Origin of the sequence: Mycolicibacterium palauense (genome assembly GCF_002592005.1) — a bacterium.
In the GTDB taxonomy this organism is placed as follows: domain Bacteria; phylum Actinomycetota; class Actinomycetes; order Mycobacteriales; family Mycobacteriaceae; genus Mycobacterium; species Mycobacterium palauense.
This window is the reverse complement of the sequence record NZ_NVQF01000039.1, coordinates 1-26,044: the sequence shown is the minus strand read 5'-3', so window position 1 is coordinate 26,044 and position 26,044 is coordinate 1. Positions and strand designations below refer to the sequence as shown.

The window sequence follows — 26,044 nt, the reverse complement described above, 5'->3', positions numbered from 1 at the left end:
TTTCCGGTGTGCACGGGTCCGACGGCCTCGGCGTCGGCCGATGGGGGTTCACAGGTCTTCGGCCGGCAGATGTAGACGCCGGCACACCCGCCTTTCCACCACTCGCGACGTCGCCCCGAGGACCACCGATGCGCAGGTGAGCAGCACGACCGCGGCCCACAGGCGGGAGTAGTCGAACTGCGTGACCGAGGTGACCATGAGGTGGCCGAGGCCGTTGCCGAGCGCGAGATACTCGACGAGAACCGCGCCGGCGAGCGCGCCGGGAACCGCAATTCGGGTACTGGCGATCAAAGCCACAGTGGCATAGGGAAGTTGAACCTTCCTCAACGTGGCGGACCGGCTGTAGCCGCAGCAGGCCAGCAGTTCGCCGGCGCGCAGGGGGGTACGACGCAAGGCGTCGTCGATGTTGAGCAGCACCGGAAAGAAGCTGACGAGTCCCCCGACGATCGCGATGGACACCAACCCCCGCCCGAAGACGGTGAGGCAGACCGGAAGAAAGACCACGAAGGGCACCGCCTGACCCAGCAACGCCATCGGCATGACCATGCCGCGCGACGCCGGGCGCAGCGTGAGCAGGGCCGCGGTGGCCAGTGCGGCGGCCAGGCCGGCAACGAACCCCAGTGCGGCGTGCGCCAGCGTCTCACCCGTTGCGCTCAGTAACGCCGCGCGCTCCGCGGGGGTGGTGTGGATCAGGTAGTCGGCCACCTCGAGCGGGGTTCGGGACAGGAAGGCGTCGACGTCCATGAGGTACAGCAGGGCGGTCCACAGCCCGAGGCTGAGCATCAGAACGGCCACCGCGAGCGACACCCGCTGATACCACCGCATCGGTGGTTGTGACCACAGTGTCGACGACATGTCCGGAAGCCAGCGCGTGAAGCGGCCGGTGGCGAACCCCATCGCCCCGTAGAGCAGGGCCGCGACGACCGTCGCCAGGACCGCGAACGCCCAGGTGCGTTCGACATCGCCGGAGCGCTGGGCGGCCACCATCGCGACGCCGACTCCCCTGTCCCCACCCAGGTAGGACCCGACGATGGCGCCGAGCATCGCGGCGGGTGCCGAAAGCTTCAGTCCGGTAGCGATATTGGGCATCGCCGAGGGAATACGGACCTTCACCCATATCGCGGGGCGACGGGCTCCGAAGGCCTCCATCAACTCCAGGGAGCGCCGGCTGGAGGCGCGCAGCCCGGCGACGGTGCCGAGGGTGGTGGTGAAGACGACGTAGATCGCGGCGGTGGCGATCCGCGGCACCGAGCCGCTGTACAGCGTCGTCAGGATGACGCCCACCGCGATGATCGGGACCGTGTAGGTGAGCATGGCCACGTGCAGGGCGGGCCGGGTCAGCAGGCGGTGCGAGGCGGCGACGATGCCCAGCCCGAGCCCGATGACGTTGCCGATGACCAGTCCCGCCAGCGTCTCCGCCAGCGTGGTGCTCAGATTGGCCCAGTAGAAACCGAATCCGTCCCGGCCGATGCGGGCGAGCACCGCGACCGGAGTCGGGACGGCGGGGTTGCCGGTGACGCTCGCGACGACCTGCCACGCCAGGATCAGCACCGCGATCCCGATGACGGGGCTGTACCGTCTGGCAGTCCGCCCGGCGAACCCGGCGAGCGCCCACGGCGGCGACCCAACCGCCACGGCCACCGCCGACGTCATGGTTGCCCGCCGAACATCAGATGGTGACGCAGTTGGCGGGTGTGCCGGGCGAACTCCGCAGTCTCGAGCACCTCTTCGCTGCGCGGCCACCCGAGGGTGACGGGCACGTCGGCGACAACCCGGCCGGGCCGGGCCGACATCACGATGACCCGGTCGGCGAGGATCACCGCCTCCTCGACGGAGTGCGTGACCAGCAGCGTGGTGAAGGGCTGTCCGGACCAGATCCGCTGCAGTTCGAGATTGAGCCGCAACCGGGTGATCTCGTCGAGTGCACCGAACGGTTCGTCCAACAGGAGCAGGTCCGGGTCGGCGGCCAGGGAACGCGCGATGGCCACCCGCTGCTGCATTCCCCCGGAAAGCTGGTCGGGGTGCGCGTTCGCGAAGTGTTCCAGCCCGACCATCGCGATCAGCGCGTGGATACGCCGGTCCCGCTCGGCGCGCGAGAGGCGGCGTTGCCGGCGCGATTCCAGCGGCAGGCGAATGTTGGCCTCCACGGTGCGCCAGGGCAGCAGGGCCGCGTCCTGGAAGCTGATGCTCACCCTGCCCTGTTTGGCGAGGGCGCGCGGAGACTGGCCGAGGGCCGACACCGATCCCTCGGTCGGATCCTCCAGGCCGGCGGCCATGCGCAGCAGCGTCGACTTCCCGCAACCGGACGGGCCGAGCAGGGCCGTGAAACTGCCCGGGGCGATGGATATGTCGATCCCCTCGAGCGCGACGACCGGCCGGGTCCCCGGATAGACCTTGGACACGGCATCGAACCGGAGGCCGACGACCCCCGGATCGGGTGCCGCCCCCTGCGCGTCCACCTCCCCGACATTCCCGGTGACGGTCACAGCTCGGGGTTCTCTCGGTGCACCTCGCGGATCGGGCCGAGGTCGAACAGTTCCTCGGCGGTCGTGTGCACCCCGCCGGCGGCCATGTTCTGCACGGTCTCGGCGACCCGGCCGTCGGGGATGTCGAGGACCCCGCTTGCTCCCGGCCGCGGCACGGCGGAGCGCGCGACCTGTTGGCAGGTGGCCCGCTCCGTGGCGACGTCCAGGCCGAGATCGCGTCCGTACAACGACTCCGTGAGATCGGCGGCCGCATCGGGATCGCGGATCACGTCGGTCCAGCCACGGGCCAGCGCGAGCAGCATCCGTTTGACCCCGGCGGGATCGGCGGCCAGTGTCTCCGTGTCGACCATGAGCGTCTCCGACACCGATCGATATCCGTGGTCGTCGAATCCCATCGAGACCGGGTCTGCTCCCTGCAGCTGCAGCGCCACCAGCTCGTTGGCGGTGAAGCCGAGAAAGCCGTCCACGGCTCCGGAGGTGAGCAGGGACAGGTCGTAGTTGGCCGGTACCGTCTTGACCGAATCGGGATCGATGTCGTTCAGCGTGCAGAACACTCGCCAGGGCGTCATCGACACCGCGTCGACGGCAACGGTCTTGCCGACCAGATCGGCGGGTTCACGCAGCGGCCGCTGCGGCATGGAGAGCACGGTGTAGGGGTTGATCTGGCAGATGGCTCCCACGATGACCAGGGGCGCGCCCTGGTTGCGCGCCTGTGCGGTGATCGACGGGCCCGAGACGCCGAGCGCCGCTTTCCCCGTCGCGACTATCGGATCCGGTGCGATGTCGGCCCCACCGGCCATCAGGGTCACACCGTCGAAGCCGGCGTCCCGAAAGTAGTGACGCTGCTTGGCGACGTACATCCCGGCATACGACGAGTCCAGTATCCAGTTCAGCTGGATCGCCGGTGTCGGCGGGACGGCGGCCGCGGCGACCTCCGGGCCGGTGGAGCGACGGCTACACGATGCCAGGGTGGGCGTGGCGGCGACCGCCGCGACCGCTGCACCGACACGTATGGCGTCGCGCAGGAACAATCGTCTGTCCACAGAGGCCTCCATTCAATGCCGGAGACCCTAGAATATAAGTGACGCTAATGTCGCGGGTTTCCGCGGTGTTACTCGGCCGTGACGAAATGTTCCGGCGTCCCATGCGGTGAGCCGGTGACGAGAAGCAGCTCGACCTCGGGCGAATCCGACTTCTCGAACCAGTGCGGCTGATTGCCGTCGTAGTGCAGCGAGTCCCCCGGATGCATCAGATACGCGTCCTCGCCGACGTGAACGGTCAGAACGCCGCGCAGGATCACGATCAGGTCCTCGCCGCTGTGCTGGTAGACGTCGTCGGCGATCTGGGCACCACGCATCTGGTGATGGAGGCCGAGCAGGATATGGCCGCCGGCCGGACTCGTCACCAGCCTGGACAGATCCGACGCGTCCGCGTGCCCGTGCGGAATCACGGGGGCGGTGCCCGCACGGTAGAACACCGCGGTGGCAGTCATCGGCGACGGGCTAAGGAGCGCGCCGACGGTGACGTCCAGGGCCTCGGCGAGCTTGTAGAGCGTCAGAACGCTGGGGTACACACGACCGTTCTCGAGCTGACTGAGGAAGGACTGCGAGACGCCCACGATCTCGGAGAGGCGAACCATCGACAGCCCGGACCTCTTGCGGTGCGCGCGCACGGCCCGGCCGATCTCCTCGGCGCGAAGACTCTCGCCCTCCGGTGACGTCTCCGCGTCCATCGTCGCTCCTCCTCGCCGTGCCGAAAGCCGGCGGCACCGGCGTGGCTCCACCGCGCCACCGAGACCGCTCGGGCAGGGCCGGTCCCAACCACCCATCCGTTCGGCCGGATCTTAGCGAACCCCCGGGCGAGGGATCGGCATCGCCGGCCCGCCCATCGGCACGGAACTGTCCGGAACGGTCCCTCAGACTCCCCGGATGCCGCTGCCGACGACCTTGACCGTCTTGTGCGGGTAGCGTTTCTCGGCATGCGCCTTGGCCGCCGAATCCGGGAGCACGTAGAGGGTTTCGGCCTTGTCCTGCAACGGCTTGAGCACGGTGTCCATGAAGGCCTTGCGGTCGTCGAGGTAGGGCTCGATGACGTCCTCCCCCGCCGGGCACACCGCGAGGCAGTAGGCGGCCTTGTAGTTGGCCTTGAACGACAGGCTCTGCCACATCGAGGCGTTCTCGGAATCGCTGACCCGCTCGCGGAAGTCCTCGCCGTCGGCGGAGTCGGCGACGGTTTCGGCCCAGTCGGTGAAGCCGCCCATGAACTCGCGGTAGTTGTGCACCGAGCAGGCCAGGAAGTCGAACTCGCCGTCCTTGCCGATCGCGCCGACCGGGCAGGCGGCCACGCACAGCTTGCACTCCAGGCACGGTGAGTAGTCCAGCGGCGCACCGTATTCGCTGATCTCGTCGTCGACGAGCACCGTCGCCAGCAGGATGAAGTTGCCGAACCGCGGGTGGATCACGTTGCGGTGGATGCCCATGACCCCCAGCCCGGACGCGACGGCCACCGGCTTGTGGGCGACCACCCAGATGCGCCCCGGATAGCGGTCCATCTCCATCGGGAAGGTCGCCGACGGGTTCACCGAGCGGTACCCGGCGTCCTGTAGTGCCCGGGTGATCCGGTGGGCGGCCTCGTTGATGATCTCGCCGCTGCGGTGGAACTCCTGGTTGGCCACGCTGCGCGCCGTCGAGCGCACGTTGTCGCGGTTCATCCGCACCACCAGCGAGATGAAGCTGCGCGCCCCGGGCAGCGCGGCCTCGACGTGCTCGCGCTCGGAGCTCAGCGCCGGATCGTCGACCCGGGCGAAGGCGACGTCGTCGGCGCCGGCCTGCAGGCACACGCCGCGCAGCCAGTCCGCGTCGATGGCCCCGCGCCGGGTCCGGTGCCGCGGCCGGGCGGTCACGGCACGCACGGTCGGGTGGTCGGCGATGCGGGGCGGGACGCGGCGGGTCTGTTCGGCCATGCTAGGTATAGTACACAATACTCAGCTAGCCGCCGCGGAATCCCCCGTCCGCCCGCCCACCTCAGTCCGCGGTGCGCCGGGCGTAGGCGCGCAGCGCGAACGGAGCGAACACCGCCGTCAACAACAGCGACCACAGCACGGTGGCCAGCACCGGATGATGCAGCGGCAACTGCGCGCTCGGCGGCGCCGCCGGCCCGTTGCCCCACAGCACCCGCATGGCCTGCGCCAGCGAGGACACCGGATTCCACTCGGCGATCACCCGCAGCCAGTGCGGCATCGGCTCGGTGGGCACGAACGTGTTGGCCAGGAACGTCACCGGGAACAACAGGGTGAACATCACCCCGTTGACGGCCTCCACCGAGCGCATCAGCGAGCCGATCAGGATGCCGAACCAGATCACGCCGAAACCGAACACCAACACCAGCGCGAACGCCAGCGCGGCCTCGGCCACCGAGCCCCGGATCCGCCAGCCGATGGCCAGCCCCGTCACCGCCATCACGACGACCCCGATCGAGGAGTGGATCAGGCTGGCCACGCTGCGCCCGATCAGCACCGACGACCGGGAGATGGGCAGCGAACGGAACCGGTCGATGATCCCCTTCTCCACGTCGGCGGTGATCCCGGCGGCCACCACGAACGCCGAGAACACGATGGTCTGCGCCTGGATACCCGGCAGCAGGAACTCCCGGTAGGACGTGCCGCCGGTGTTGGTGATCGACGCCCCGAACACGAAGGCGAACAACAGCACGAACATGATCGGCTGCGTGGTCACGTCGCTGAGCATCTCGGGCATCCGCTTGGTGTGGATCATGTTGCGCTTGACCATGATCCAGGTCTGCCGGGCCAGCGAGGTCTGCGCGATGGCCGGTCTGACGCCGGTCCGTACGCCGGTGGTGGTGCTCATCGGGCCTCCTCGACCTCGGCCCGGTGGCCGGTCAGCGACAGGAACACGTCGTCGAGGCTGGGCCGGGCCAACCCGATGTCGTCGACCTCGATACCGCTGTCCTGCAGCCGGCCGGCGACGGCGGTCATGTCGGCCAGGCCCTCGGCCGAGGCGGTCAGCCTGCGCGCGGGGCGGTCGACGAACACCTCGGCACCGGTGCGCGCGACGATCTCGCGGGCCGCGCCCAGGTCGGTGGGACGCGACACCGTCACCACCAGGCTGGTGTTGCCGGCGCGCTGTTTGAGCTGCAGGGGCGTGCCCTCGGCGATGATGCGGCCGTGGTCGACCACGACGATCCGGTCGGCCAGCTGATCGGCCTCCTCCAGGTACTGCGTGGTCAGCAGCAGCGTGGTGCCGTCGGCGACCAGGCTGCGCAGCACCTCCCACAGGTCGCTGCGGCTGCGCGGATCCAGGCCCGTGGTGGGCTCGTCGAGGAACAGCACCGGCGGGGCGGCGATCAGGCTGACCGCCAGGTCCAGCCGCCGGCGCATCCCGCCGGAGTAGGACTTCACCACGCGGTCTGCGGCGTCGGCGATCGAAAACTGTTCCAGCAGTTGTCCGGTGAGCCGGGCCAGCTCGCGCCGGCCGATGCCGTAGAGCCCGCCGATCATCCGGATGTTCTCCCGGCCGGTCAGCAGCTCGTCGACGGTGGCGGCCTGCCCGGTCAGGCCCATGTGCCGGCGCACCAGATCCGGCTCGGTGCGCACGTCGTACCCGGCCACCCGTGCCGTTCCGCTGGTGGGCGCCGACAGTGTGGTCATCATCCGCACGGTGGTGGTCTTGCCCGCGCCGTTGGGGCCGAGCAGGCCCAGCACGGTACCCGGTGGGACGCTGAAACTGATGCCGTCGACGGCGGTGTGGTCACCGAAGCGCTTCACCAGGTCGACGGCCTCGATGGCCGGTGCGGTCATGGTGCTCACCGTATCGGCGCGTATCGGCTCCGCGCCAACGACTTCTGCGGCGCGCGGCCGCGGCCGCGGCCGCACCACGTCCTGAGCGCACGCTCGATGCGGGGAGACCCGACACCAGCGCTGCACCACGTCCTGAACGCACACTCGATGCGGTAAGACCGAACACCAGCGCAGTACCACGTCCTGAGCGCACACTCGATGCGGTAAGACCCGACACCCGCGCCGCACCCCGTCCTGAGCGCACGCTCGGTGCGGTAGGACCGAACACCCGCGCCGCACCCCGACCTGAACGCACACTCGATGCGGTAAAACCCGACACCCGCGCCGCACCCCGACCTGAACGCACACTCGATGCGGTAAGACCGAACACCAGCGCAGTACCACGTCCTGAGCGCACGCTCGGTGCGGCCAGGAACGTGGAGTTCGGCAGAACGTGGAGTTCGGCAGGCCAGGAGCACAGGAGCCCCGGCGGGCCGGAAGTGTGGACCCGACCGGCGGCTAGGTGAGACTAGGTGACCAGGGCCACCGAGTTGGCCCGGCGCAGCTTGCCCGACGGGGTCTTCGGGATGGTGCCGGGGCCCAGCACCACGACGTTGCGGGGCCGCACGTCGACCTCGGAGACGACCTCGTGGGCCACCTGGTGCTCGATGCGGCGCACCTCGACGGGATCCTGGTAGGAGTTGGACTCCACGGCGACGGCGAACGTCTCCCGGGAGTGCCCGGCGTCGAGGCGCACGGCCACCGCGCAGCCTGGGCGCACGCCCTCGACCCGCCCGGCGGCCCGTTCGATGTCGGTGGGATAGATGTTGCGGCCGGCCATGATGATGACGTCCTTGACCCGGCCGCACACCACCACGTGACCCTTCTCGGTCATGTAGCCCAGGTCGCCGGTGTCGTACCAGCCGTGCTCGTCCTGGGCGGGGATGAAGCCACCCATGGTGATGTAGCCCGGGGTCAGCGACTCGCCGCGCAGCTCGATGACGCCGACACCGCGGGCCGGCATCAGGTTGCCGTGCTCGTCGACGATGCGGGCCTCGAGGTCCTTGAGCAGCGGGCCCAGCGTGGCCAGCCGGCGGGTGTTGCCCTTCGTGGCCGGCACGGCCTGGTGCAGCGCGGCCAACAGGTCGGCGTCCACCTCGTCGACCACCAGGCCGGCGCCGCACTCGGAGAACGACACCGCCAGCGTGGTCTCGGCCATCCCGTAGGCCGGCAGGATCGCGGTGGGCGGCAGCCCGAACGGCCGGCCCGCGTCGATGAGGTCGTCGACGTCGGCGGGGTCGACCGGCTCGGCGCCCGAGAGGGCGAACCGCAGGGTCGACAGGTCGAATTCGCCGGGCTTGGCCTGCCGGCGCAGCCGCTTGGCGAACAGCGCGTAGGCGAAGTTCGGCGCGGCGGTCATGGTGCCCTTGTACTTGTCGATCAACCGCGCCCACAGCAGGGTGTCGCGCAGGAACTCCATGGGAGTGACCTTGACCAGCTCGGCCCCGAAGTACATCGGGATGGTCAGGAAGCCGACCATGCCCATGTCGTGGAAGCAGGGCAGCCAGCTCACCATGACGTCCTTGTCGACGTCGTACTTGGCGCCGATGAACATCGCCTCGGCGTTGGAGTAGATGTTGCGGTGGGTGATCTGCACGGCCTTGGGAGAGCCCGTCGAGCCCGACGTCAGCTGCATCAGCGCCAGATCGTCCTCATCGGTGTCCACCGGGTCGATCGGGTCGGCGGCCATCAGGTCGGCCACGGTCAGCACCTCGATGCCCTTCTCCTGCAGCACCGGGATGGCGGCGGTGAACGGCTCGGAGACGATGACGGCCTTGGCCTCGATCATCGACACCACGTTCATGGTGTCCTCGGCCCACACCACCAGGTCGGTCCGGGGCGTCGGCTGGTGCAGCATGGTCAGGCTCGCGCCACGCATCCACAGGCCCTGGGCGGTGGGAGCGATCTCCACCGGCGCTCCGACGAGCACACCGATCGCGTCGCCGTGCCCGACGCCCGCGGCGGCCAGGCCGCCGGCGATGCGGCGGGCCCGCTCGTGCACCTCGCCCCAGGTGTGTCGCACCGGCTCGTAGGGTTCGCCGGTGACCATGCCCCGAGTGGTGGTTCGGGCGTTGTAGTACATCTTGTCGGTGAACCTGCTCACGTGGACCTCCTCGGCTTCCGGAGCGACTCGGGTGATCTCGATGACGCGATCCCGGCCTTCATCGTCCGCCCGGATACGGGCGTCCAGTAGTAGCACGCGCACACAATTGCGCTGCGGTTAGATCTCGGATTGGCAGAGTCCGCGCGCAGGTCCGTCCGCCGGCAACCGCGCAGCTCGAAGCACCACCGACGGGGCCGGTGGCAAACTGCCTCGTTCCTGAAGCGGGACCGCTGCCTATCACCGCCGCTATCTTAAACTCCTCTTAAGTACCTGCCAAACTCTCGGGCGCATTGAGGCATGGGTCACAGTCACAGCCGGCGTGTCCCGACGCGCGCCCGGGGCCGGTCAGTCCGTGCCGGAGGCGGGGACCACCCGCGCGCCGTGCACCGGCCCGCTGGCCACCCGCACGGTGCGGCACACCCCGGCGCCGGACAACTCGCTGCTCACGTCGAGCGCCGCCGAGGCCGACTCGCACAGGAAAGCGCAGGTGGGCCCGGAGCCGGAGATGATCCCGGCCAGCGCGCCCGCCTCGGTGCCCGCCCGCAGCGTGCGCCGCAGCGCCGGGTCCAGGCTCACCGCGGCGGCCTGCAGGTCGTTGCCCAGCAGCGGGGCCAGCCGGTGCGGGTCGCCGGCGGCCAGCGCGGACAGCACGGGTTCGGCATCCTGCAGGCGCGGCGGCCGCCCGGTCGAGCGCAGCCGGTCGATCTCGGCGAACACCTTCGGGGTGGGCAGGCCGCGCCGCCCGAACGCCAGCACCCAGTGGAAGGTGTTGCGGGCCAGCACGGTGGCCAGTTCCTCGCCCCGGCCGGTGCCCAGGGCGGTCCCGCCGTGCAGCGCGAACGGCACGTCGCTGCCCAGCTTGGCCGCCAGGGTGTGCAGGTCGTGGCGCGGGACCCCCTGCTCCCAGAGGGCGTTCATCGCCACCAGCACCGCCGCGGCGTCGGCGCTGCCGCCGGCCATGCCGCCGGCCACCGGGATCGACTTCGCGATGCTGATCGCCACATCCGGTGCCCGCCCGAGGTGTTCGGCCATCAGCTCCGCGGCCTGCCAGGCCAGGTTGCGTTCGTCGACCGGAAGCTGCCCGGCGCCCTCCCCGACGATGTCCAGCGACATCACGTCCGCGGTGCGAACGGTGACCTCATCGAACAGCGAGACCGCATGGAACACGGTGGTGAGCTCGTGGTAGCCGTCGCCGCGGACGTCGCCCACCGCCAGGTACAGGTTCACCTTGCCGGGAACCCGGACGGTGACCGACCCGGTCGGGACCCATTCGGGCGCGGTACTGCCGTCGGACGCGGTCACCGCACGAGACTATCGTCGCGCCGCGGCGGCCGACACTTACCCTGACAGCGTGGCCCCTGACAACGCGGCCGGTGCCGGAACCGGGCTGGGCGACTTCGTCGTCGAGGCGACGCTGGGCAGTGGCGGCAGCGCCACGGTCTATCTCGCCCAGGACACCGCCGAGGGTCGCCGGGTCGCGCTGAAGGTGCTCGGCGAGCAGCACCGCGGGGCGGCGGATCGGGAACGGCTGCGCCGGGAGTACCGGCTGGCCGCCCGGGTGACGCATCCCCACATCGTCGACGTGTACCGGCTCGGACCGCACTGGCTGACGATGCAGTACGTCGACGGCGGCAACGCCGCGACGCTGCCGGCGCGCGGCGACCGGCTCACGGCGTTGGCGCAGATCGCCGACGCGCTCGACCACGCCCACCGGATGGGGATCGTGCACTGCGACGTCAAACCCGCCAACATCCTGGTGTTCCGCGATTTCGCGGCGTGCGGGGCCATGCTGATCGACTTCGGTGTGGCCCACGCGGTCGCCGAGGACATGGCCAGGCGGCTCGGCACCGACCTGTCCGGCCCGGCCCACTTCTCGCTGGATCCGGCCCGGCGCATCACCCACGAGCGGGCGCCGCGGCCGGTGCAGGTGGTGGCCTCACTGCCCTACGTGGCACCCGAGCTGCTGGTGGGGCGGGTGCCGTCGGCGGCCACCGACGAGTACGGGCTGGCGTGTGCGGCGGTCGAGCTGCTCACCGGTGCGCCGCCGTTCGCCGGCACCGACGCCTCCCACCTGGTCGACGCGCAGATCCACGAGCCGCCGCCGCGGATCTCGGAGCGGACGGAACTGCCGCGGGCCGTCGACGCGGTGGTGGCCACCGCGCTGGCCAAGAATCCCGAGGAACGCTACGAGTCCTGCCGCGCCTTCGTCGACGCGCTGACCCGCGCGCTGCGCTGAGCGGGACGCCTCTGAGAGGGGCGGGGTGGCGGCCCGCCTCAGAGCCGGACGGGGTGGTCCGAGGACTCGCCGGCGCCGTCGGAGCGCTGCAGCAGCCGCACGAACTCCGCAATCGACAGCGTCTCGCCGCGACGGGCGGGGTCGATGCTGGCGGCCAGCAGCCGGCTGGCCGACTCGTTGCCCGAGCCGGCCCACTCCAGGAAGGCGTTGCGCGAGGTCTTGCGGCGCTGCGCGAACGCGATGTCGATCAGCTCGAACACCCGTTGCCGGAACGACTCCTCGGTGGGCCACGGCGAGGTCTCGTAGCGGTCGATGCGCACCAGCCCGGAGTACACCCGCGGGATGGGCCAGAAGACCGTCGGCGACACCATGCCGTAGCGGCGGACCCGGCCGTAGAAGCGCACCTTCACGCTCGGGACGCCGTAGTCCTTGCCGCCGGGTTCGGCGGCCAGCCGCTCGGCCACCTCGGCCTGCACCATCACCATCACGGTCTTGATGGACGGGAACTCGGCCAGCAGGTGCAGCAGCGCCGGGACGGCGATGTTGTAGGGCAGGTTGGCCACCAGGGCGGTCGGCTCGGTCTCCAGATCCGCGCGCGTCAACGTCAGGATGTCCTGGTTGAGCACCGTCAACCGGTGGATCTCGCTGTGCGAATGCTCGGCGATGGTCTGCGGCAGCCGGTGCGCCAGCACCGGGTCCACCTCGACGGCGGTCACCGACGCGCCGCGGTCGAGCAGCCCGAGGGTCAACGACCCCAGGCCCGGGCCCACCTCGATGACACTGTCGTGGCGGTGCACACCGGAGGCCGACACGATGCGCCGAACGGTGTTCGCGTCGTGCACGAAGTTCTGTCCCAGCGACTTACGCGGCCGGAAGTTGAGCTCCTTGGCCAGGTGCCTGATCTCGGTGCGTCCGAGCAACCGGATGGTCACGAGGCACCTGCCCTTCCGCTACACACAGGCCATGCTCCCCACCCCTGGCGTGCCCGCGTGACCTCCGCGATGGCGATCTGCTCTTCACGAGTTGCCAGGTCTGCACGGGCAGCATAGCGCAGTCCGCCCTGGCGCTCCCACGTATTCTGGTCAAATTGCACGCCGCCGTAGTAGCCGTTTCCGGTGTTGATGGCCCAGTTTCCGCCGGATTCGCAGCGCGCCAGGGCGTCCCAGATCGGCCCGTTGCTCACCGGCGGAACCTCGGTTCCGGGCTTTGCGCCGACGCGCACGACCGAGGCCCGGGCCGGCGTGATCACCACGTTGGCCACCGGCAGCCGGCCGGTCTCCACACCGTTGACCCGCGCCACAGCAAAGGTGACGTCCTGGACGCCCGGGGTGCCCGGATCCTCCACCACCTGCCGGCTCATGTTCATCGTGACGTCCTCGATGCGCTGCGCCGCGGGCTGCAGCGGCAGCCGCTCGGTGACCTTCTCGGTGCGGATGCGGGTCACCTGGATCTGCATGCCGTCGATGACCGGCGAGGACGGCGCCGGGACCACCCGGTCGCTCTGTTCCAGCTTGGCGCCGGCGGCGTCCAGCAGGCCGGCGACGTTCGGCGCGGCCAGGTGCACGGTGCGCACCGCCCCGCCGTCGTTGATCTGCACGGTCTTGGCGCTGACCACCGGCAAGGCCATCCCCTCCAGCGGGACGCGGGTGCCGCGGGAGGCCGCCGCCGGAGCGGTGTCGGTCATCCGCAGCTGCGCCAGCGCCTCGTCGACGGTCGAGGCCGTCGTCCACAGCTGCTTGCTCTGCCGGCCGTCGAGCGAGACCTCGACCGGCCGGCTGCGCCGCAACACGATGGTCTCGGCGTCGTGCACCGCGGTGTCGCCGGCGGGGAGCAGGTCGTCGCGGTCGCTGACCTCGTAGCCGTTCTCCCGCACCACGTCGATCACCCGGGACTTCATGGTGGAGACCGTCAGGGGCGAGCCGTCGACGAACAGCGTCACCTCTTTGTGCGCGGTGACCGCGTAGCCGCCGGCAAAGACCAGGGCCAGCAGCATGGCCGCGACGACCCCGCGCAGCAGCGGCGAACGGGACTGATGCAGTTTGGTCAACAGGTTCACGGTGAGCAATCCAGACATGCTGTGCAGGCGGGGGCACGCGCACGGGGACCCCGCGATTTATCACAAGACGGTAACGAACCGGTCGCGGGTCGGGCAACTTGGGCACACGGGACGCGGCGGCGCCCTACCCTGTCACCCCTCCGACGACCCCATCCCGTAGACCCGTCGGGCGTTTGCCGACGACTGCCGGGCGAGTTCGCTGGCCGGCCGCTGCGTCAGGTCGGCAAGCGCCCGGACGGTGTACGGCAGACAGTACGGCTCGTTCGGTGCTCCACGATACGGGTGCGGAGTCAGAAACGGCGCATCGGTTTCGACGAGCAGCTGCTCCGGAGGAATCAATTTGGCGGCCTCCCGCAGGTCAGCGGCATTCTTGAAGCTCACGGTGCCCGACAGGCTCAGATAGAAGCCGGCGTCGATGCACGCCCGGGCCATCGCCGGACCCGACGAGAAGCAGTGGAAGATGACCTGCGCCGGCGGCCCCTCGGCGCGCAGCACGTCGAGCACGTCCTCGTCGGCGTCGCGGTTGTGGATCATCAGCGGTTTCCCGACCCGCTTGGCCAGGTCGATGTGCCAGGCGAACCCCTCGCGCTGCACGGCCGGCTCCGCGCAGCCCTCCAGGCGTCCGGGCCAGTACAGGTCCATGCCGGTCTCCCCGACGGCGACCACACGCGGATGCCCGGCCAGCTCCTCCAGGACGGCCCTGGCGTCCTCGTCGAGGGCGTTGGCGCGGGTGGGGTGCAGTGCGACGGCGGCGTAGACGCGCGGGTCCCACTCGGCGGCCCGCACCGCCCAGCGGGCGGCCTGCAGATCGTCGGCGATGGTGACCACGGCGTGCACCCCGACCGCTTCGGCGCGGTCGACGATCGCGCGGACGTCGGCCTGCCCCGTCGCCCCGCAGGCGTCGAGATGGGTGTGGGCGTCGACAAGCGGGTCGAGCGGTTCGGGCGGGGGCGGCGGCTCGCGGCGCCCCGACCGCTTATCGCTTTTCGCGGACACAACCCGACACAATAGGGTGAAACCCTGATGAGCGACCCCGACCGTGTCCTTTCCGACGCCCCCTCCGACGCCCTTTCCGACGCCCCCGCCCAGGCCACCTACTACGTCACCACCGCGATCGCGTATCCCAACGGCACCCCGCACGTCGGGCATGCCTACGAGTACATCGCCACCGACGCGATCGCCCGGTTCAAGCGCCTCGACGGCTTCGACGTCCGGTTCCTGACTGGCACCGACGTGCACGGGCTGAAGATGGCCCAGACCGCCGCGGCCGAGGGCATCCCGACCGCCGAGCTGGCCACCCGAAACTCCGATGTCTTCCAGCGGCTGCAGGAGAAGCTCAACATCTCCTTCGACCGGTTCATCCGGACCAGCGACCACGACCACTTCGAGGCGTCGGCGGCGATCTGGCACCGGATGGACGACGCCGGCGACATCTATCTGGACTCCTATTCGGGCTGGTACTCGGTGCGCGACGAACGGTTCTTCGCCGAGGACGAGACGACGGTGGCCGACGACGGGACCCGGGTGTCCACCGAGACCGGTACCCCGGTGACCTGGACCGAGGAGCAGACCTACTTCTTCCGGCTGTCGAGATACGCCGACAAGCTGCTGGAGCACTACCGGGCCCATCCGGAGTTCATCGCACCCGAGACGCGCCGCAACGAGGTGATGAGCTTCGTCTCCGGCGGCCTGACCGACCTGTCGATCTCGCGCACCACCTTCGACTGGGGGGTGCCGGTGCCCGAGCACCCCGACCACGTGATGTACGTCTGGGTCGACGCCCTGACCAACTACCTGACCGGGGTGGGCTTCCCCGACACCGACTCCGCGGACTATCGCCGGTACTGGCCGGCCGACCTGCACATGATCGGCAAGGACATCATCCGGTTCCACACCGTGTACTGGCCGGCGTTTCTGATGTCGGCGGGCATCGAGCTGCCCAAACGGGTATTCGCCCACGGGTTCGTGTTCAACCGGGGCGAGAAGATGAGCAAGTCGGTCGGCAACGTGATCGACCCGGTCGACCTGGTCAATGCCTTCGGTGTCGACCAGGTGCGCTACTTCCTGCTGCGCGAGGTGCCGTTCGGCCAGGACGGCAGCTACAGCGAGGAGGCCATCATCGGCCGGATCAACGCCGATCTGGCCAACGAGCTGGGCAACCTGGCGCAGCGCTCGCTGTCGATGGTGGCCAAGAACCTCGACGGGGTGGTCCCGCAGCCGACCGAGTTCAGCGCCGAGGACCGCGCCCTGCTCGACGAGGCGGACGGGCTGCTGGCCACCGTGCGCGGTCATTTCGAGGCCCAGGCGATGCACCTGGGGCTGGAGGCCATCTGGTCGATGCTCGGTGCGGCCAACCGCTACTTCTCGGCACAGGAACCGTGGGTGCTGCGCAAGTCGGAGTCCGACGCCGACCAGCAGCGCTTCGCCACGGTGCTCTACACGACGATGGAGGCGGTACGGATCGCCGCGCTGCTGGTGCAGCCGGTGATGCCCGACTCGGCGGGCAGGCTGCTGGACCTGCTGGGTCAGCCCGCCGACGCCCGGGATTTCACCGCCGCCGGGCTGCGGCTGGTCCCCGGTGTCACGCTGCCCGCTCCCAGCGGAGTGTTCCCGCGGTACCAGCCGCCCGACGAGCAGTGATCTGAGTCACGCTTCGTCGCGATCTGTCACATCCGCCCGCTGCCCGGTGTCTTGAGGTCAGACCGGCTCCCACCCGAGCCGGGTCGAGGCAATCGAGGCAATCGAGGCAGAGGAGCAGCGATGAACACTCAGGACACACGGATCGTGGTGATCGGCGGCGGCTACGCCGGCGTATTGGCGGCCAACCGGCTGCGGGCGGCCGGCCCCGGCGTCGGGATCACCCTGGTCAATCCCCGCCCGCACTTCGTCGAACGCATCCGGCTGCATCAGATGGCCGTCGGAACCAGCACGGGTACCCACGGCGCCACCGAGGTTGCCGCCGAGGACTACCGGGGCCTGCTGGGCGACGGGATCGCCCTGGCGGTCGACAGCGCCGAGCGGATCGACACCGGCGCGCGGCGCATCGAGCTGGCCTCGGGCGCGGCGATGGACTACGACTACCTCGTGTATGCAGTCGGCAGCACGGCCGCCGTGCCCCGGGAGGTGCCCGGGGCCGCGGAGTTCGCCTACCCGCTCGCCGAGTGGGAGGAGGCTCAACGACTGCGGGCCCGGATGGACGAAATCGGCCGGGCGGCACCGGTGGTCGTCGTGGGTGGCGGGTTGACCGGAATCGAGGCGGCCGCCGAGTTCGCCGAGGCCGGCCGCCCGGTGACCCTCGTCGGGCCGACGCTGGGGCCCTCCCTGGGTGGGCCCGCCCGCGCATCGGTGGCCCGCCGGCTGGACGACCTCGGCGTCGTCGTCCTCGATGGGGCCGAGGCCGGGGACAGGGCGATGGTCACCGCGGTCGGACCGGATGTGGTGCACCTGGCCGGCGGGCGCGCACTGCCCGCGGCGGTGACGGTCTGGACGGCCGGTTTCGGTGTGCCGGGGCTGGCCGCGGCCAGCGGGCTGAGCACCGATTCACTGGGCCGCGTGCTCACCGATGAGACACTGACCAGCGTGGACGATCCCCACATCGTGGCCGCCGGGGACGCGGTGGCTCCGTCGGACCTGCCGTTGCGGATGAGCTGCCAGGCCGCGATGCCGCTGGCGGCGCAGGCAGCTCAGACGGTGCTGGCCCGCCTCCGCGGCCAGGCCCCGGCGCCGATCAACCAGGCGTTCACCGGACAGTGCGTGAGCCTGGGCCGCCACGGCGGCGCGATCCAGATCTGCCACGGCGACGACAGCCCGCGACGTGTCCACCTGCGCGGCCGTACCGCCGCGTTCGTCAAGGAACAGGTCTGCCGGTTCACGGTGTCGTCGCTGCGCCGGGAGGCCCGCCGTCCAGGCTCCTACCGGTGGCTGCGAAGCGACTGGCGCACAAACCTGTTGGCCGGACAGCAGGCGCCGGAGGTGGAGGTTCGGTGAGGCAGGAGGCCTCCGGCACCGAGGAACACGCCCGCCGGTTCACCGACCTGAGGCCGCTGTTGTTCACGATCGCCTACGAGATCCTGGGCAGCGCAACCGAATCCGATGATGTCCTGCAGGAGAGCTATCTGCGCTGGGCGGCGGTCGATCTGGCCACCGTGGCCGACGCCAGGGCCTACCTCGCCCGGCTGGTGACCCGGCAGTCGCTGAACGCGCTGCGGGCGGCGTCTCGGCGCCGCGAGGAGTACGTCGGGCCCTGGCTGCCCGAGCCGCTGCTGGTGGCCGACGGCGGCGACGAGGGCGCGGCCGCCGACGTGCTGCTCGCCGAATCGGTGTCGATGGCGATGCTGGTGGTGTTGGAGACGCTGAGCCCCGACGAGCGGGCGGTGTTCGTCCTGCGTGAGGTGTTCGGCTTCGACTATGACGAGATCGCCTCGGCGGTGGGCAGGTCCGTGGCCGCGGTGCGTCAGATGGCGCACCGCAGCCGCGAACACGTGCGGGCGCGGCGCAAGCGCTTCGATCCCGTCGACCCCAGGCAGTCGATGCAACTGACCACCGAGTTCTTCGCTGCCGCGGCCACCGGGGACGTCGAGGCGCTGATGTCGATGCTGGCACCCGACGTGGTCTGGACCGCCGACAGCGGCGGAAAGGTCAGCGCGGCGCGGCGCCCGGTGGTCGGTGCGCGCAACGTGGCCCGGCTCGTGATGGGCCTGATCCGCCTCGGCGGACCCGAGGGGCGCGTCGAACCCGCGATCTACAACAACGCTCCCGCGCTCGTGCTCTACCTGGGTGAGCGGCTGGAGGGGGTCGTCGGTGTGGAGGTGACCGACGGCCGGATCACCAACTTCTACGCCATGCGCAACCCGGACAAGCTGGCCGCCGTGGGCGTGCCGCGGCAGATCACCCGCTGAGCAACGCCGGTGCGGATCTGATGCTGAGCGCATCCGGTGCCACACTGATGCGATGCGCATTGAACGCCTCGGCGAGCTGGGCCCCGCCACCGGCGTGCTGCGCGCACTGGGCGCGGCGGCGGCGCGGCGGGGTCTCGCCGCGCCCGCGGCCTTCACCGGCGAGTGGTTCGGGTCGCAGGCGGTCATCGCGCCGACGCTGGGCGCCGCCCCGGCCGGAGCCGCCGAGGTGTTCGGGGACTGCCCGGGCACCGGGTCGTCCGCGGTCGGCGGCGGCTGGGCGGGCTATCTGTCCTACCCCGATCCCGGCGCCGACGACGCCCCGCCCCGGGTGCCGGTCGCCGCGGGCGGCTGGACGGACTGCGTGTTGCGCTGCGACGAGCGGGCGCAGTGGTGGTACGAAAGCCTCTCCGGCGCACCGATGCCGGCCTGGGTGGAGAAGGCGCTGGCCGCGACGCCGGGGGCCGCGGCCCACTGGGCCATCGACTGGTCGGAGCCCGACCGCCGGGCGCACCGCCGCGGCGTGCTGGCCTGCCTGGCCGCCATCGCCGACGGCGAGGTGTATCAGGCCTGCGTGTGCACGCAGTTCGACGGCGTCGCCACCGGTGACCCGCTGCAGTTCTTCGCCGACGCCGTCGCCCACACCGCCCCGGCGCGGGCGGCCTATCTCGCCGGCCCGTGGGGCGCGGTGGCGTCGCTGTCGCCCGAGTTGTTCCTGCGCCGCCGCGGCGACGAGGTGATCTCCAGCCCGATCAAGGGCACGCTGCCGCGCCACGCCGACCCCGCCGGCCTGCGGGCCTCGGTCAAGGACGTCGCCGAGAACATCATGATCGTCGACCTGGTGCGCAACGATCTGGGCCGGGTCGCCGCGACCGGATCGGTCAGCGTGCCCGAGCTGCTGGCTGTGCGGCCCGCGCCGGGCGTGTGGCACCTGGTGTCGACGGTCTCGGCCCGGGTGCCCGCGGCCCTGCCCACCTCGGACCTGCTGGCCGCCGCCTTCCCGCCGGCCTCGGTGACCGGCACGCCGAAGGGACGGGCCCGTACGCTGCTGACCGGATGGGAACCCCACCGCCGCGGAATCTACTGCGGCACAGTCGGGTTTGCCTCGCCGGCGGCCGGCACCGAGCTGAACGTGGCGATCCGGACCGTGGAGTTCGACCGCACCGGGCGCGCGGTGCTCGGCGTCGGGGGCGGGATCACCGCCGACTCGGACCCGGACCGGGAATGGCAGGAATGCCTGCACAAGGCGGCCCCCACCCTGGGTCTGCGCCCCACCGCCGGGGCGCCGGCCGCGGCCGGTCAGCCGCGGGCCCGCAGCACCGCGTCGTAGATCTCGCGGGCCGGCGGTGCGCCGGGGTGACGCTCGGCGACGTGCTTGCAGGCGTCCTTGACCCGCAGGCCGGTCTCGACCAGCGCCTCGACCTCGACCACCAGCTCGTCGACGTCGGCCTCGGGTGTCGCGCCGGCCAGGACCACGGTGATCTCGCCGAGCACGCCGTCGGCGGCCCAGTCGGCCAGCTCCCCCAGGCCGCCGCGGCGGATCTCCTCGTGGGTCTTGGTCAGCTCGCGGCACACCACCGCGGGCCGGTCGCGCCCGAGCACCTCGGCCGCGTCGGTCAGACAGGCCGCCAGCCGGCGCGGGGATTCGAAGAACACGCAGGTGCGTTGTTCGTCGGCCAGGGCGGCCAGCCAGGACCGGCGGGCGCTTTCCCGCCGCGGGGCGAAGCCCTCGAAGCAGAAGCGGTCCGACGGCAGCCCGGAGACCGCCAGCGCGGTGGTGACCGCGGACGGTCCGGGCAGGCAGGTCAGCGGCACGCCGGCCGCGACACAGGCGGCCACCAGCCGGTAGCCGGGATCGCTGATCAGCGGCATCCCGGCGTCGGTGACCACCAGCACGGTGGCCCCGGCGCGCAACTCCTCGACCAGGGCCGGGACCCGTTTGTCCTCGTTCTGATCGTAGAGGCTGACCACACGGCCGGTGATCCGCGCGCCCAGCGACTGGGCCAGCGACCGGATGCGGCGGGTGTCCTCGGCGGCGACGATGTCGGCCGTTCCCAGCGCCGCGACCAGCCGCGCCGAGGCGTCGTCGGGCCGGCCCAGCGGTGTGGCGCCCAGCAACAGTCGGCCACCACTCATGGGGCACAGCCTACGATCGTCGGTGATGACCGCTGCCAGCCCCGTGACGGCCGAGCGGGCAGCACCGGTGATCAGCCCCGGTCCGCTCGTTCCCGTCGCCGACTTCGGGCCTCTCGACCGCGCACAGGGCTGGGTGATGTCCGGTGTCGTGGCCGGGCTGGCCACGGTGACCCGGTTCTTGAACCTGCAGTCGCCGACCGACGCCGGGACACCGATCTTCGACGAGAAGCACTACGCCCCGCAGGCCTGGCAGATGCTGCACAACAGCGGCGTCGAGGACAACCCGGGGTTCGGGCTGGTGGTGCACCCCCCGGTCGGCAAGCAGCTGATCTCCATCGGGGAGGCGATCTTCGGCTACAACGGGCTCGGGTGGCGGTTCACCGGGGCGCTGCTCGGCGTGATCATGATCGTGGTGGTCGCCCGCACGGTGCGCCGGATCAGCCGTTCGACGCTGGTCGGCGGGATCGCCGGGGTGCTGTTGGCGGCCGACGGCGTCTCCTTCGTGACCGCACGCACCGCCCTGCTCGACGGGATTCTGACCTTCTTCGTGGTGGCGGCGTTCGGCGCGCTGATGGTCGACCGCGACCAGGTCCGCGAGCGGCTGCACTATGCGCTGCTGGAGGGACGGATCGCCGAGACACCGTGGGGGCCGCGGCTGGGGGTGCGCTGGTGGCGCTTCGGGGCGGGTGTGCTGCTCGGGCTGGCCTGCGCGACGAAGTGGTCGGGGCTGTACTTCGTGGTCTTCTTCGTGGTGATGTCGCTGGCCCTCGACGTGGCCGCGCGCCGGCAGTACCGGGTGCCGCGGCCGTGGCTGGGCACGCTGCGCCGTGACCTCGGCCCGACGGCCTGGGCGATGCTGCTCATTCCGCCCGCGGTGTACCTGGCGTCGTATTCGATGTGGTTCGCCTCCGAGACGGGGGTCAACCGCTACGAGGTGGGCCGCTCCATCGGCGAGCGGGCCTGGTACCAGCCGCCCGACGCGATCCGCTCGCTGTGGCACTACACCTACAAGGCCTTCGAGTTCCATTCCGGGCTGACCAACGCCGCCGGCAACCACCACCCCTGGGAATCCAAGCCGTGGACCTGGCCGATGTCGCTGCGGCCGGTGCTCTACGCCATCGATCAGGAGAACGTGCCCGGCTGCGGAGCGGCGTCCTGCGTCAAGGCGGTCATGCTCGTGGGCACTCCGGCGATGTGGTTCATCGCGGTGCCGGTGCTGTTGTACGCGGCCTGGCGGATGGTCGTGCGCCGCGACTGGCGCTATGCGGTGGTGCTAGTGGGCTACTGCGCGGGCTGGCTGCCGTGGTTCGCCGACATCGACCGGCAGATGTACTTCTTCTACGCCGCCACGATGGCCCCGTTTCTCGTCATGGCGATCGCCCTGATCTGCGGTGACATTCTCTACAAACCCGGCCAGACCGCCGAGCGATCTACGTTGGGCCTGATCGCGGTGTGTTGTTACGTCGCCCTGGTGGTCACCAATTTCGCCTGGCTGTTCCCGATCCTGACGGGCATGCCCATCTCGCAGGCCACGTGGCACATGGAGATCTGGCTACCCAGCTGGCGATGACGCCGCGCGGCCCCCGGGCCCCCCGGCACCGGCTCCCGGGCTCCCCCGGACAGGTGTCGTCTCCACGGCGCATCCCGCGGCGCATCCCACGGCGCGTGCTCCAGCGCGTACTACAGCAGGTCCCGCGCGGCCGGGCAGGACATGCAGCGCGGCCCACCGCGGCCGGTGCCCAGCTCCGAGGCCGAAATGCGCAGCACCTCGATCCCGGCGTCCTCGAGCCGCGCGTTGGTCTGGGAGTTGCGTTCATAGGCGACCACGACACCGGGGGCCAGGGCCAAGGTGTTGTTGCCGTCGTCCCACTGCTCCCGCTCGGCGGTCACCGGATCGAGCCCGGTGTCGATCACCCGTAGCCGGTCGATGCCCATCGCCTCGGCGGCGGCCTGCACGAAGGGGGCGGCGTCGCTGATCGTGACTCCCGAGCCGGCCTTGCGAATCGTGAAGGCCGACAGCGAGTCCACCACGTTCGGGTACATCACCACCGCGTCGGTGTCCACCATCGTGCACACGGTGTCGAGGTGCATCTGCGCGCGTTCCTGGGCGATCGGGATGGCGAGCACCGTCTCGGCCAGATTGTCGTCGAACAGGCTGCGCGCCAACGCCTCGGCCCCCGCGGGCGTCGTGCGCTCGCCGACCCCGACGGCCAGCACCCCCGGAGACAGCGCCAGCACATCGCCGCCCTCCACCGGCGCCGAGCGGGACTCGTAGGCCCGCCGCACACCGAGGAAGCGCGGATGGTGGGCGTAGATCAGGTCGGTCAGCGAGGTCTCGCGGATCCGGGCGGGCAGCGCCAGCGAGGTGATCGCCACCCGGGGACCGATCCAGAACGAGGAGTCCCGGGTGAACAGCAGGTTGGGCAGCGGGTCGATGACGAAGTCGCCGCCGTGGTGCATCCGGCGCACCAGCGACAGCTCGCTGCCGGCCAGCGGCAGCTCGGTGAACGTCATCCCCGCCATCAGGACCTGCGCCAGCGGTGCGGCGTCGAGGGTGCGCAGATAGGCCGAAAGCTCCTGGGCCAGCGGCAGACCCAGACGGCGCGCATCGACGGCGGCGGAGATCCCGTGCATGCGGGCCGCGCCGCTGGCGAGTGCCTCGGTCAGCAGGTCCGACAGCAGCAGCACCTCCACACCGCGGGATCGCAGCAGGTCGGCGAACGCGTCGTGCTCCTCCTGGGCACGCGAGACCCAGGGCAGACCGTCGAACAACAACCTGTCGTTGTTGCGCGGTGTCAGCCGTTGCAGCTCGGCACCCGGGCGATGCAGGATGACCACCCGCAGCGTCCCGACCTCGGAATTCAGCCCCAGCGCCCTGTCGCTCACACCTAGCACCGTAGCGGCACCGCGGCGCGGACAGTCACCTCAACTATGGTTTAGGTGTGGCGAACGAGCAGGAGCTGACCCCCGGCGAGCTGGCCCGCCGCGCGGGTGTGGCCGTCTCGGCCCTGCACTTCTACGAGCGCGAATCGCTCATCACCAGCCGCAGGACCGCGGGCAACCAACGCCGCTACACCCGGGACACCCTGCGCAGAGTGGCGTTCATCCGGATGTCCCAGCGGCTGGGGATCCCGCTGGCCAGGGTGCGCGAGGCGCTGGCGACGCTGCCGACCGACCGGGTACCCACCAGCAGGGACTGGGCCCGGCTCTCGGCGGGCTGGCGCGCCGACCTCGATGACCGCATCCTGCATCTGCAGCGCCTGCGCGACAACCTCGCCGACTGCATCGGCTGCGGCTGCCTGAGCCTGAGGAAGTGCGCGCTGAGCAACCCCGGTGACGTGCTGGCGCGGGAAGGACCCGGCGCGGCCCGCCTCTAGATCGAACATGTGTGCGATATCCTGGGTGTCGTGTCACTGACGGTACAGGGATCGCTGTTCGATCACGCGGAGCGGCGCCGGATCGGCCGGGGCGCCTGGATCGACGTGCGTTCGGGCTGGCTGGAGGCCTCGCCGGACTCGGCCAGCCTGTTCGAGGAACTGCTGGACCGCATCCCGTGGCGCGCCGAGCGGCGCCAGATGTATGACCGTGTCCTCGACGTCCCCCGGCTGGTGAGCTTCCACGACCTGGTCAACGAGCCCGCCCCGCACCCGGCCCTCAAACAGCTGCGCCGCCGCCTCAACGACATCTACGCCGGCGAACTCGGCGAGCCGTTCACCACCGCCGGGCTGTGCCTGTACCGGGACGGCAACGACAGCGTGGCCTGGCACGGCGACACCGTCGGCCGCGCCCGCGACGAGGACACCATGGTCGCCATCGTCAGCCTCGGCGCCACCCGCGTCTTCGCGCTGCGGCCCCGCGGTGGCGGCCATGCCCTGCGCATCCAGCACGGCCACGGCGACCTGTTGGTGATGGGCGGCTCCTGCCAACGGACCTGGGAACACGCGATCCCCAAGACCAGCAGACCCACCGGCGCGCGGATCAGCATCCAGTTCCGGCCGCGCGACGTGCGCTGACGGCCCCGGTTCAGGACCGGACCGCGGTCACCGCCGAGGTCAGCAGCTCCTCGGCACGCTTGGTGTCCACCGGCACCGGCGGCTTGCCCGTCTCCACCAGCGGGTTGGCGGTCACGATCACCCGGTAGTCGCCGAAATCCGCGGTGTAGCTGAACACCTCGCCGGTCTGCGGTTTGCCGTTGATGGTGGTCTGCAGCACGCGGTGCACGGCCCGGGTGTGGACGCCCTCGACCTCGGGGGCCGGGATCACCTCCACGGTGCCGTGCAGCGGCCCGCCGGCGAAGCTGACCTTCTGGCAGTCCGGGCCGGGGTCGGTGATCGGCAGCGGCTTGGAGGTCTCCAACGCGATCGCCACGAACCGGTTGCCGGCGCCCTCGGCAGAGACCGCCGCCATGTTGCCCTTCAGGTCGTCGGGCAGCGAGCCGGCGGCGAACTTCTCGCAATCGGGCGGATCGAAGGTGATGTTGGGCGGCAGCGTCTGAGCCGCCAACTCCTTGGGGTCGATGCCCTTCGGCGGGAAATCCTCCACCTTGAACTCCGGCCCGAACGAGGACTTCAGGCTGGTGACCTTGCCGATGTCGGCGGTCTCGGTGGATTCCTGGGGCGACGATCCGCCCGACGAACACCCGGCGAGCAGCCCGACGCAGGCAAGGCTCAGTACGGCCCTGGATAGCAACACCGGCGCCAATCTACCCGGGACGCTCAGCCCCGCAGTTCGGACACCGTGGCGACCAGCAGGTCCGCGGCGTACCGCGGGGACAGCGGCGGTTTCGGCGACCCGGGGTCGTTGATCAACGTGACCGCGGCCGTCGAATCCGGCAGGTAGGCAACGAAGGTGTGGGCCCGCGCCTCGGTCTGCGTGCCCGATTCGACGGCGGTGGTGATCGACGCCGAGAGCCCGACGGTGACCGCGCCGGGGATCTCGGGGGCGCCGACGAGCTCGACCGTGGCCGCGGAATGCCCGGAGGTGAGCCGCCACCGGCCGCAGCCGTCGAGCAGCCCCGGATCGACACCGGCATGGGCACCGGCCGTGGCCACGACATAGACGATCCCGCCGCTCCCCGAGGCCGACAGTCCCCGCACCGCGCGCGGCTGCGGGGCCGGGTCTGCCAGCACCCCGCACGGCGCCGGGTCGGAGGTCCAACCGGGCCGGAACCCCCACAGGGCCACCGGCGCCGACGCCACGGCCGGGTCGCCGATCCCCGCCGTCCCGGCAGTCCCGGCGACCTCCCCGACCTCCCCAACCCCCCCGACCCCCCCAAC

The 26,044-nt window shown here is 70.9% G+C and carries 24 protein-coding genes; 8 read left to right on the top strand and 16 right to left on the bottom strand.

Features of this window, described 5'->3' with window-relative positions; translation table 11 throughout:
* Positions 1 to 48 precede the first annotated feature (48 nt).
* From CSR00_RS16395 to CSR00_RS16355, 9 genes are all read right to left on the bottom strand, one after another.
* Entirely contained in the window at positions 49 to 1,641 is a 1,593-nt protein-coding gene (locus CSR00_RS16395; protein WP_218014505.1) for an ABC transporter permease, read from the bottom strand.
* 8 nt (positions 1,642 to 1,649) lie between these two features.
* Complete coding sequence (locus CSR00_RS16390; RefSeq protein WP_099023479.1) at positions 1,650 to 2,486, bottom strand: ABC transporter ATP-binding protein; 837 nt, start codon at positions 2,484 to 2,486, stop codon at positions 1,650 to 1,652.
* Positions 2,483 to 3,529 carry an ABC transporter substrate-binding protein gene (locus tag CSR00_RS16385; RefSeq protein ID WP_176562097.1) on the bottom strand — a complete coding sequence of 349 codons (1,047 nt, stop codon included), beginning with the start codon at positions 3,527 to 3,529 and terminating at the stop codon, positions 2,483 to 2,485. The genes CSR00_RS16390 and CSR00_RS16385 overlap by 4 nt, the downstream gene beginning before the upstream one ends.
* Positions 3,530 to 3,597: 68 nt before the next feature.
* Positions 3,598 to 4,218 carry a helix-turn-helix domain-containing protein gene (locus CSR00_RS16380; protein ID WP_176562096.1) on the bottom strand — a complete coding sequence of 207 codons (621 nt, stop codon included), beginning with the start codon at positions 4,216 to 4,218 and terminating at the stop codon, positions 3,598 to 3,600.
* Positions 4,219 to 4,401: 183 nt separating this feature from the next.
* A complete protein-coding gene (locus tag CSR00_RS16375) occupies positions 4,402 to 5,448 on the bottom strand; it encodes an epoxyqueuosine reductase (protein ID WP_099023476.1) in 1,047 nt (348 codons plus the stop codon).
* A 61-nt stretch (positions 5,449 to 5,509) separates the two neighbouring features.
* Positions 5,510 to 6,352, bottom strand: coding sequence for an ABC transporter permease (locus CSR00_RS16370; protein ID WP_099023475.1), 843 nt, complete (start codon positions 6,350 to 6,352; stop codon positions 5,510 to 5,512).
* The gene (locus CSR00_RS16365) at positions 6,349 to 7,302 is read right to left on the bottom strand and encodes an efflux ABC transporter ATPase subunit, DrrA-related (protein WP_099023474.1); all 954 of its coding nucleotides are present in this window, start codon (positions 7,300 to 7,302) and stop codon (positions 6,349 to 6,351) included. Before CSR00_RS16365 ends, CSR00_RS16370 begins: the two co-directional genes overlap by 4 nt.
* A 508-nt stretch (positions 7,303 to 7,810) precedes the next feature.
* On the bottom strand, positions 7,811 to 9,445 hold the full coding sequence (locus CSR00_RS16360) for a fatty acyl-AMP ligase (protein ID WP_099023473.1): 1,635 nt from the start codon (positions 9,443 to 9,445) through the stop codon (positions 7,811 to 7,813).
* Between the two features lie 345 nt (positions 9,446 to 9,790).
* Positions 9,791 to 10,747, bottom strand: coding sequence for a 4-(cytidine 5'-diphospho)-2-C-methyl-D-erythritol kinase (locus CSR00_RS16355; protein ID WP_099023472.1), 957 nt, complete (start codon positions 10,745 to 10,747; stop codon positions 9,791 to 9,793).
* 49 nt (positions 10,748 to 10,796) lie between these two features.
* On the opposite strand from CSR00_RS16355, the gene CSR00_RS16350 reads away from it, so the two are divergent.
* The gene (locus CSR00_RS16350) at positions 10,797 to 11,681 is read left to right on the top strand and encodes a serine/threonine-protein kinase (RefSeq protein WP_176562095.1); all 885 of its coding nucleotides are present in this window, start codon (positions 10,797 to 10,799) and stop codon (positions 11,679 to 11,681) included.
* Positions 11,682 to 11,719: 38 nt separating this feature from the next.
* On the opposite strand, the gene rsmA is transcribed toward CSR00_RS16350, so the two are convergent.
* The 3 genes from rsmA to CSR00_RS16335 all read right to left on the bottom strand — a co-directional run bounded on the left by rsmA (position 11,720) and on the right by CSR00_RS16335 (position 14,733).
* Positions 11,720 to 12,613, bottom strand: a complete 894-nt coding sequence (rsmA, locus tag CSR00_RS16345; RefSeq protein ID WP_099023471.1) for a 16S rRNA (adenine(1518)-N(6)/adenine(1519)-N(6))-dimethyltransferase RsmA — start codon at positions 12,611 to 12,613, stop codon at positions 11,720 to 11,722.
* Positions 12,610 to 13,737, bottom strand: coding sequence for a resuscitation-promoting factor (locus tag CSR00_RS16340; RefSeq protein WP_099023470.1), 1,128 nt, complete (start codon positions 13,735 to 13,737; stop codon positions 12,610 to 12,612). Before CSR00_RS16340 ends, rsmA begins: the two co-directional genes overlap by 4 nt.
* Before the next feature lie 132 nt (positions 13,738 to 13,869).
* The gene (locus tag CSR00_RS16335) at positions 13,870 to 14,733 is read right to left on the bottom strand and encodes a TatD family hydrolase (RefSeq protein WP_099023469.1); all 864 of its coding nucleotides are present in this window, start codon (positions 14,731 to 14,733) and stop codon (positions 13,870 to 13,872) included.
* A gap of 27 nt (positions 14,734 to 14,760) precedes the next feature.
* Here CSR00_RS16335 and metG point away from each other — a divergent pair, with 27 nt between their 5' ends.
* The 4 genes from metG to CSR00_RS16315 all read left to right on the top strand — a co-directional run bounded on the left by metG (position 14,761) and on the right by CSR00_RS16315 (position 19,962).
* Positions 14,761 to 16,377 (top strand): methionine--tRNA ligase, encoded by a 1,617-nt coding sequence (gene metG / locus CSR00_RS16330; protein ID WP_099023468.1) that lies wholly within the window; start codon positions 14,761 to 14,763, stop codon positions 16,375 to 16,377.
* 120 nt (positions 16,378 to 16,497) lie between these two features.
* Positions 16,498 to 17,724 (top strand): NAD(P)/FAD-dependent oxidoreductase, encoded by a 1,227-nt coding sequence (locus CSR00_RS16325; protein WP_099023467.1) that lies wholly within the window; start codon positions 16,498 to 16,500, stop codon positions 17,722 to 17,724.
* A complete protein-coding gene (locus CSR00_RS16320; RefSeq protein ID WP_099023466.1) occupies positions 17,721 to 18,635 on the top strand; it encodes an RNA polymerase sigma-70 factor in 915 nt (304 codons plus the stop codon). The genes CSR00_RS16325 and CSR00_RS16320 overlap by 4 nt, the downstream gene beginning before the upstream one ends.
* A gap of 52 nt (positions 18,636 to 18,687) precedes the next feature.
* Entirely contained in the window at positions 18,688 to 19,962 is a 1,275-nt protein-coding gene (locus tag CSR00_RS16315) for an aminodeoxychorismate synthase component I (RefSeq protein WP_099023465.1), read from the top strand.
* On the opposite strand, the gene rsmI is transcribed toward CSR00_RS16315, so the two are convergent.
* Entirely contained in the window at positions 19,932 to 20,768 is an 837-nt protein-coding gene (rsmI, locus tag CSR00_RS16310) for a 16S rRNA (cytidine(1402)-2'-O)-methyltransferase (protein ID WP_099023464.1), read from the bottom strand. The two genes, CSR00_RS16315 and rsmI, sit on opposite strands and share 31 nt — an antisense overlap.
* On the opposite strand from rsmI, the gene CSR00_RS16305 reads away from it, so the two are divergent.
* Positions 20,767 to 22,338 (top strand): dolichyl-phosphate-mannose--protein mannosyltransferase, encoded by a 1,572-nt coding sequence (locus CSR00_RS16305; protein WP_099023463.1) that lies wholly within the window; start codon positions 20,767 to 20,769, stop codon positions 22,336 to 22,338. The genes rsmI and CSR00_RS16305 overlap by 2 nt on opposite strands.
* 110 nt (positions 22,339 to 22,448) lie before the next feature.
* On the opposite strand, the gene arcA is transcribed toward CSR00_RS16305, so the two are convergent.
* Positions 22,449 to 23,654 (bottom strand): arginine deiminase, encoded by a 1,206-nt coding sequence (gene arcA / locus CSR00_RS16300; protein WP_099023462.1) that lies wholly within the window; start codon positions 23,652 to 23,654, stop codon positions 22,449 to 22,451.
* Positions 23,655 to 23,710: 56 nt separating this feature from the next.
* On the opposite strand from arcA, the gene soxR reads away from it, so the two are divergent.
* Together soxR and CSR00_RS16290 are read left to right on the top strand one after the other, a co-directional pair.
* A complete protein-coding gene (gene soxR / locus CSR00_RS16295; protein WP_099023461.1) occupies positions 23,711 to 24,145 on the top strand; it encodes a redox-sensitive transcriptional activator SoxR in 435 nt (144 codons plus the stop codon).
* Between the two features lie 30 nt (positions 24,146 to 24,175).
* Positions 24,176 to 24,781 (top strand): alpha-ketoglutarate-dependent dioxygenase AlkB, encoded by a 606-nt coding sequence (locus CSR00_RS16290; RefSeq protein WP_099023505.1) that lies wholly within the window; start codon positions 24,176 to 24,178, stop codon positions 24,779 to 24,781.
* Between the two features lie 10 nt (positions 24,782 to 24,791).
* Here CSR00_RS16290 and CSR00_RS16285 read toward each other — a convergent pair whose 3' ends face one another.
* Together CSR00_RS16285 and CSR00_RS16280 are read right to left on the bottom strand one after the other, a co-directional pair.
* Entirely contained in the window at positions 24,792 to 25,460 is a 669-nt protein-coding gene (locus CSR00_RS16285; RefSeq protein WP_099023460.1) for a DUF5642 family protein, read from the bottom strand.
* Between the two features lie 23 nt (positions 25,461 to 25,483).
* A partial coding sequence (locus CSR00_RS16280) for a DUF5642 family protein (RefSeq protein WP_218014504.1) occupies positions 25,484 to 26,044 on the bottom strand: 561 nt, incomplete at its 5' end.

Bases quoted from the DNA above. Each gene is read 5' to 3' on its own strand.
- CSR00_RS16365 (WP_099023474.1), bottom strand. From the start codon at position 7,302: ATGACCGCACCGGCCATCGAGGCCGTCGACCTGGTGAAGCGCTTCGGT.
- CSR00_RS16380 (WP_176562096.1), bottom strand. From the start codon at position 4,218: ATGGACGCGGAGACGTCACCGGAGGGCGAGAGTCTTCGCGCCGAGGAG.
- CSR00_RS16305 (WP_099023463.1), top strand. From the start codon at position 20,767: ATGGGGCACAGCCTACGATCGTCGGTGATGACCGCTGCCAGCCCCGTG.
- CSR00_RS16315 (WP_099023465.1), top strand. From the start codon at position 18,688: ATGCGCATTGAACGCCTCGGCGAGCTGGGCCCCGCCACCGGCGTGCTG.
- metG (WP_099023468.1), top strand. From the start codon at position 14,761: ATGAGCGACCCCGACCGTGTCCTTTCCGACGCCCCCTCCGACGCCCTT.
- CSR00_RS16325 (WP_099023467.1), top strand. From the start codon at position 16,498: ATGAACACTCAGGACACACGGATCGTGGTGATCGGCGGCGGCTACGCC.
- CSR00_RS16370 (WP_099023475.1), bottom strand. From the start codon at position 6,352: ATGAGCACCACCACCGGCGTACGGACCGGCGTCAGACCGGCCATCGCG.
- rsmI (WP_099023464.1), bottom strand. From the start codon at position 20,768: ATGAGTGGTGGCCGACTGTTGCTGGGCGCCACACCGCTGGGCCGGCCC.
- CSR00_RS16375 (WP_099023476.1), bottom strand. From the start codon at position 5,448: ATGGCCGAACAGACCCGCCGCGTCCCGCCCCGCATCGCCGACCACCCG.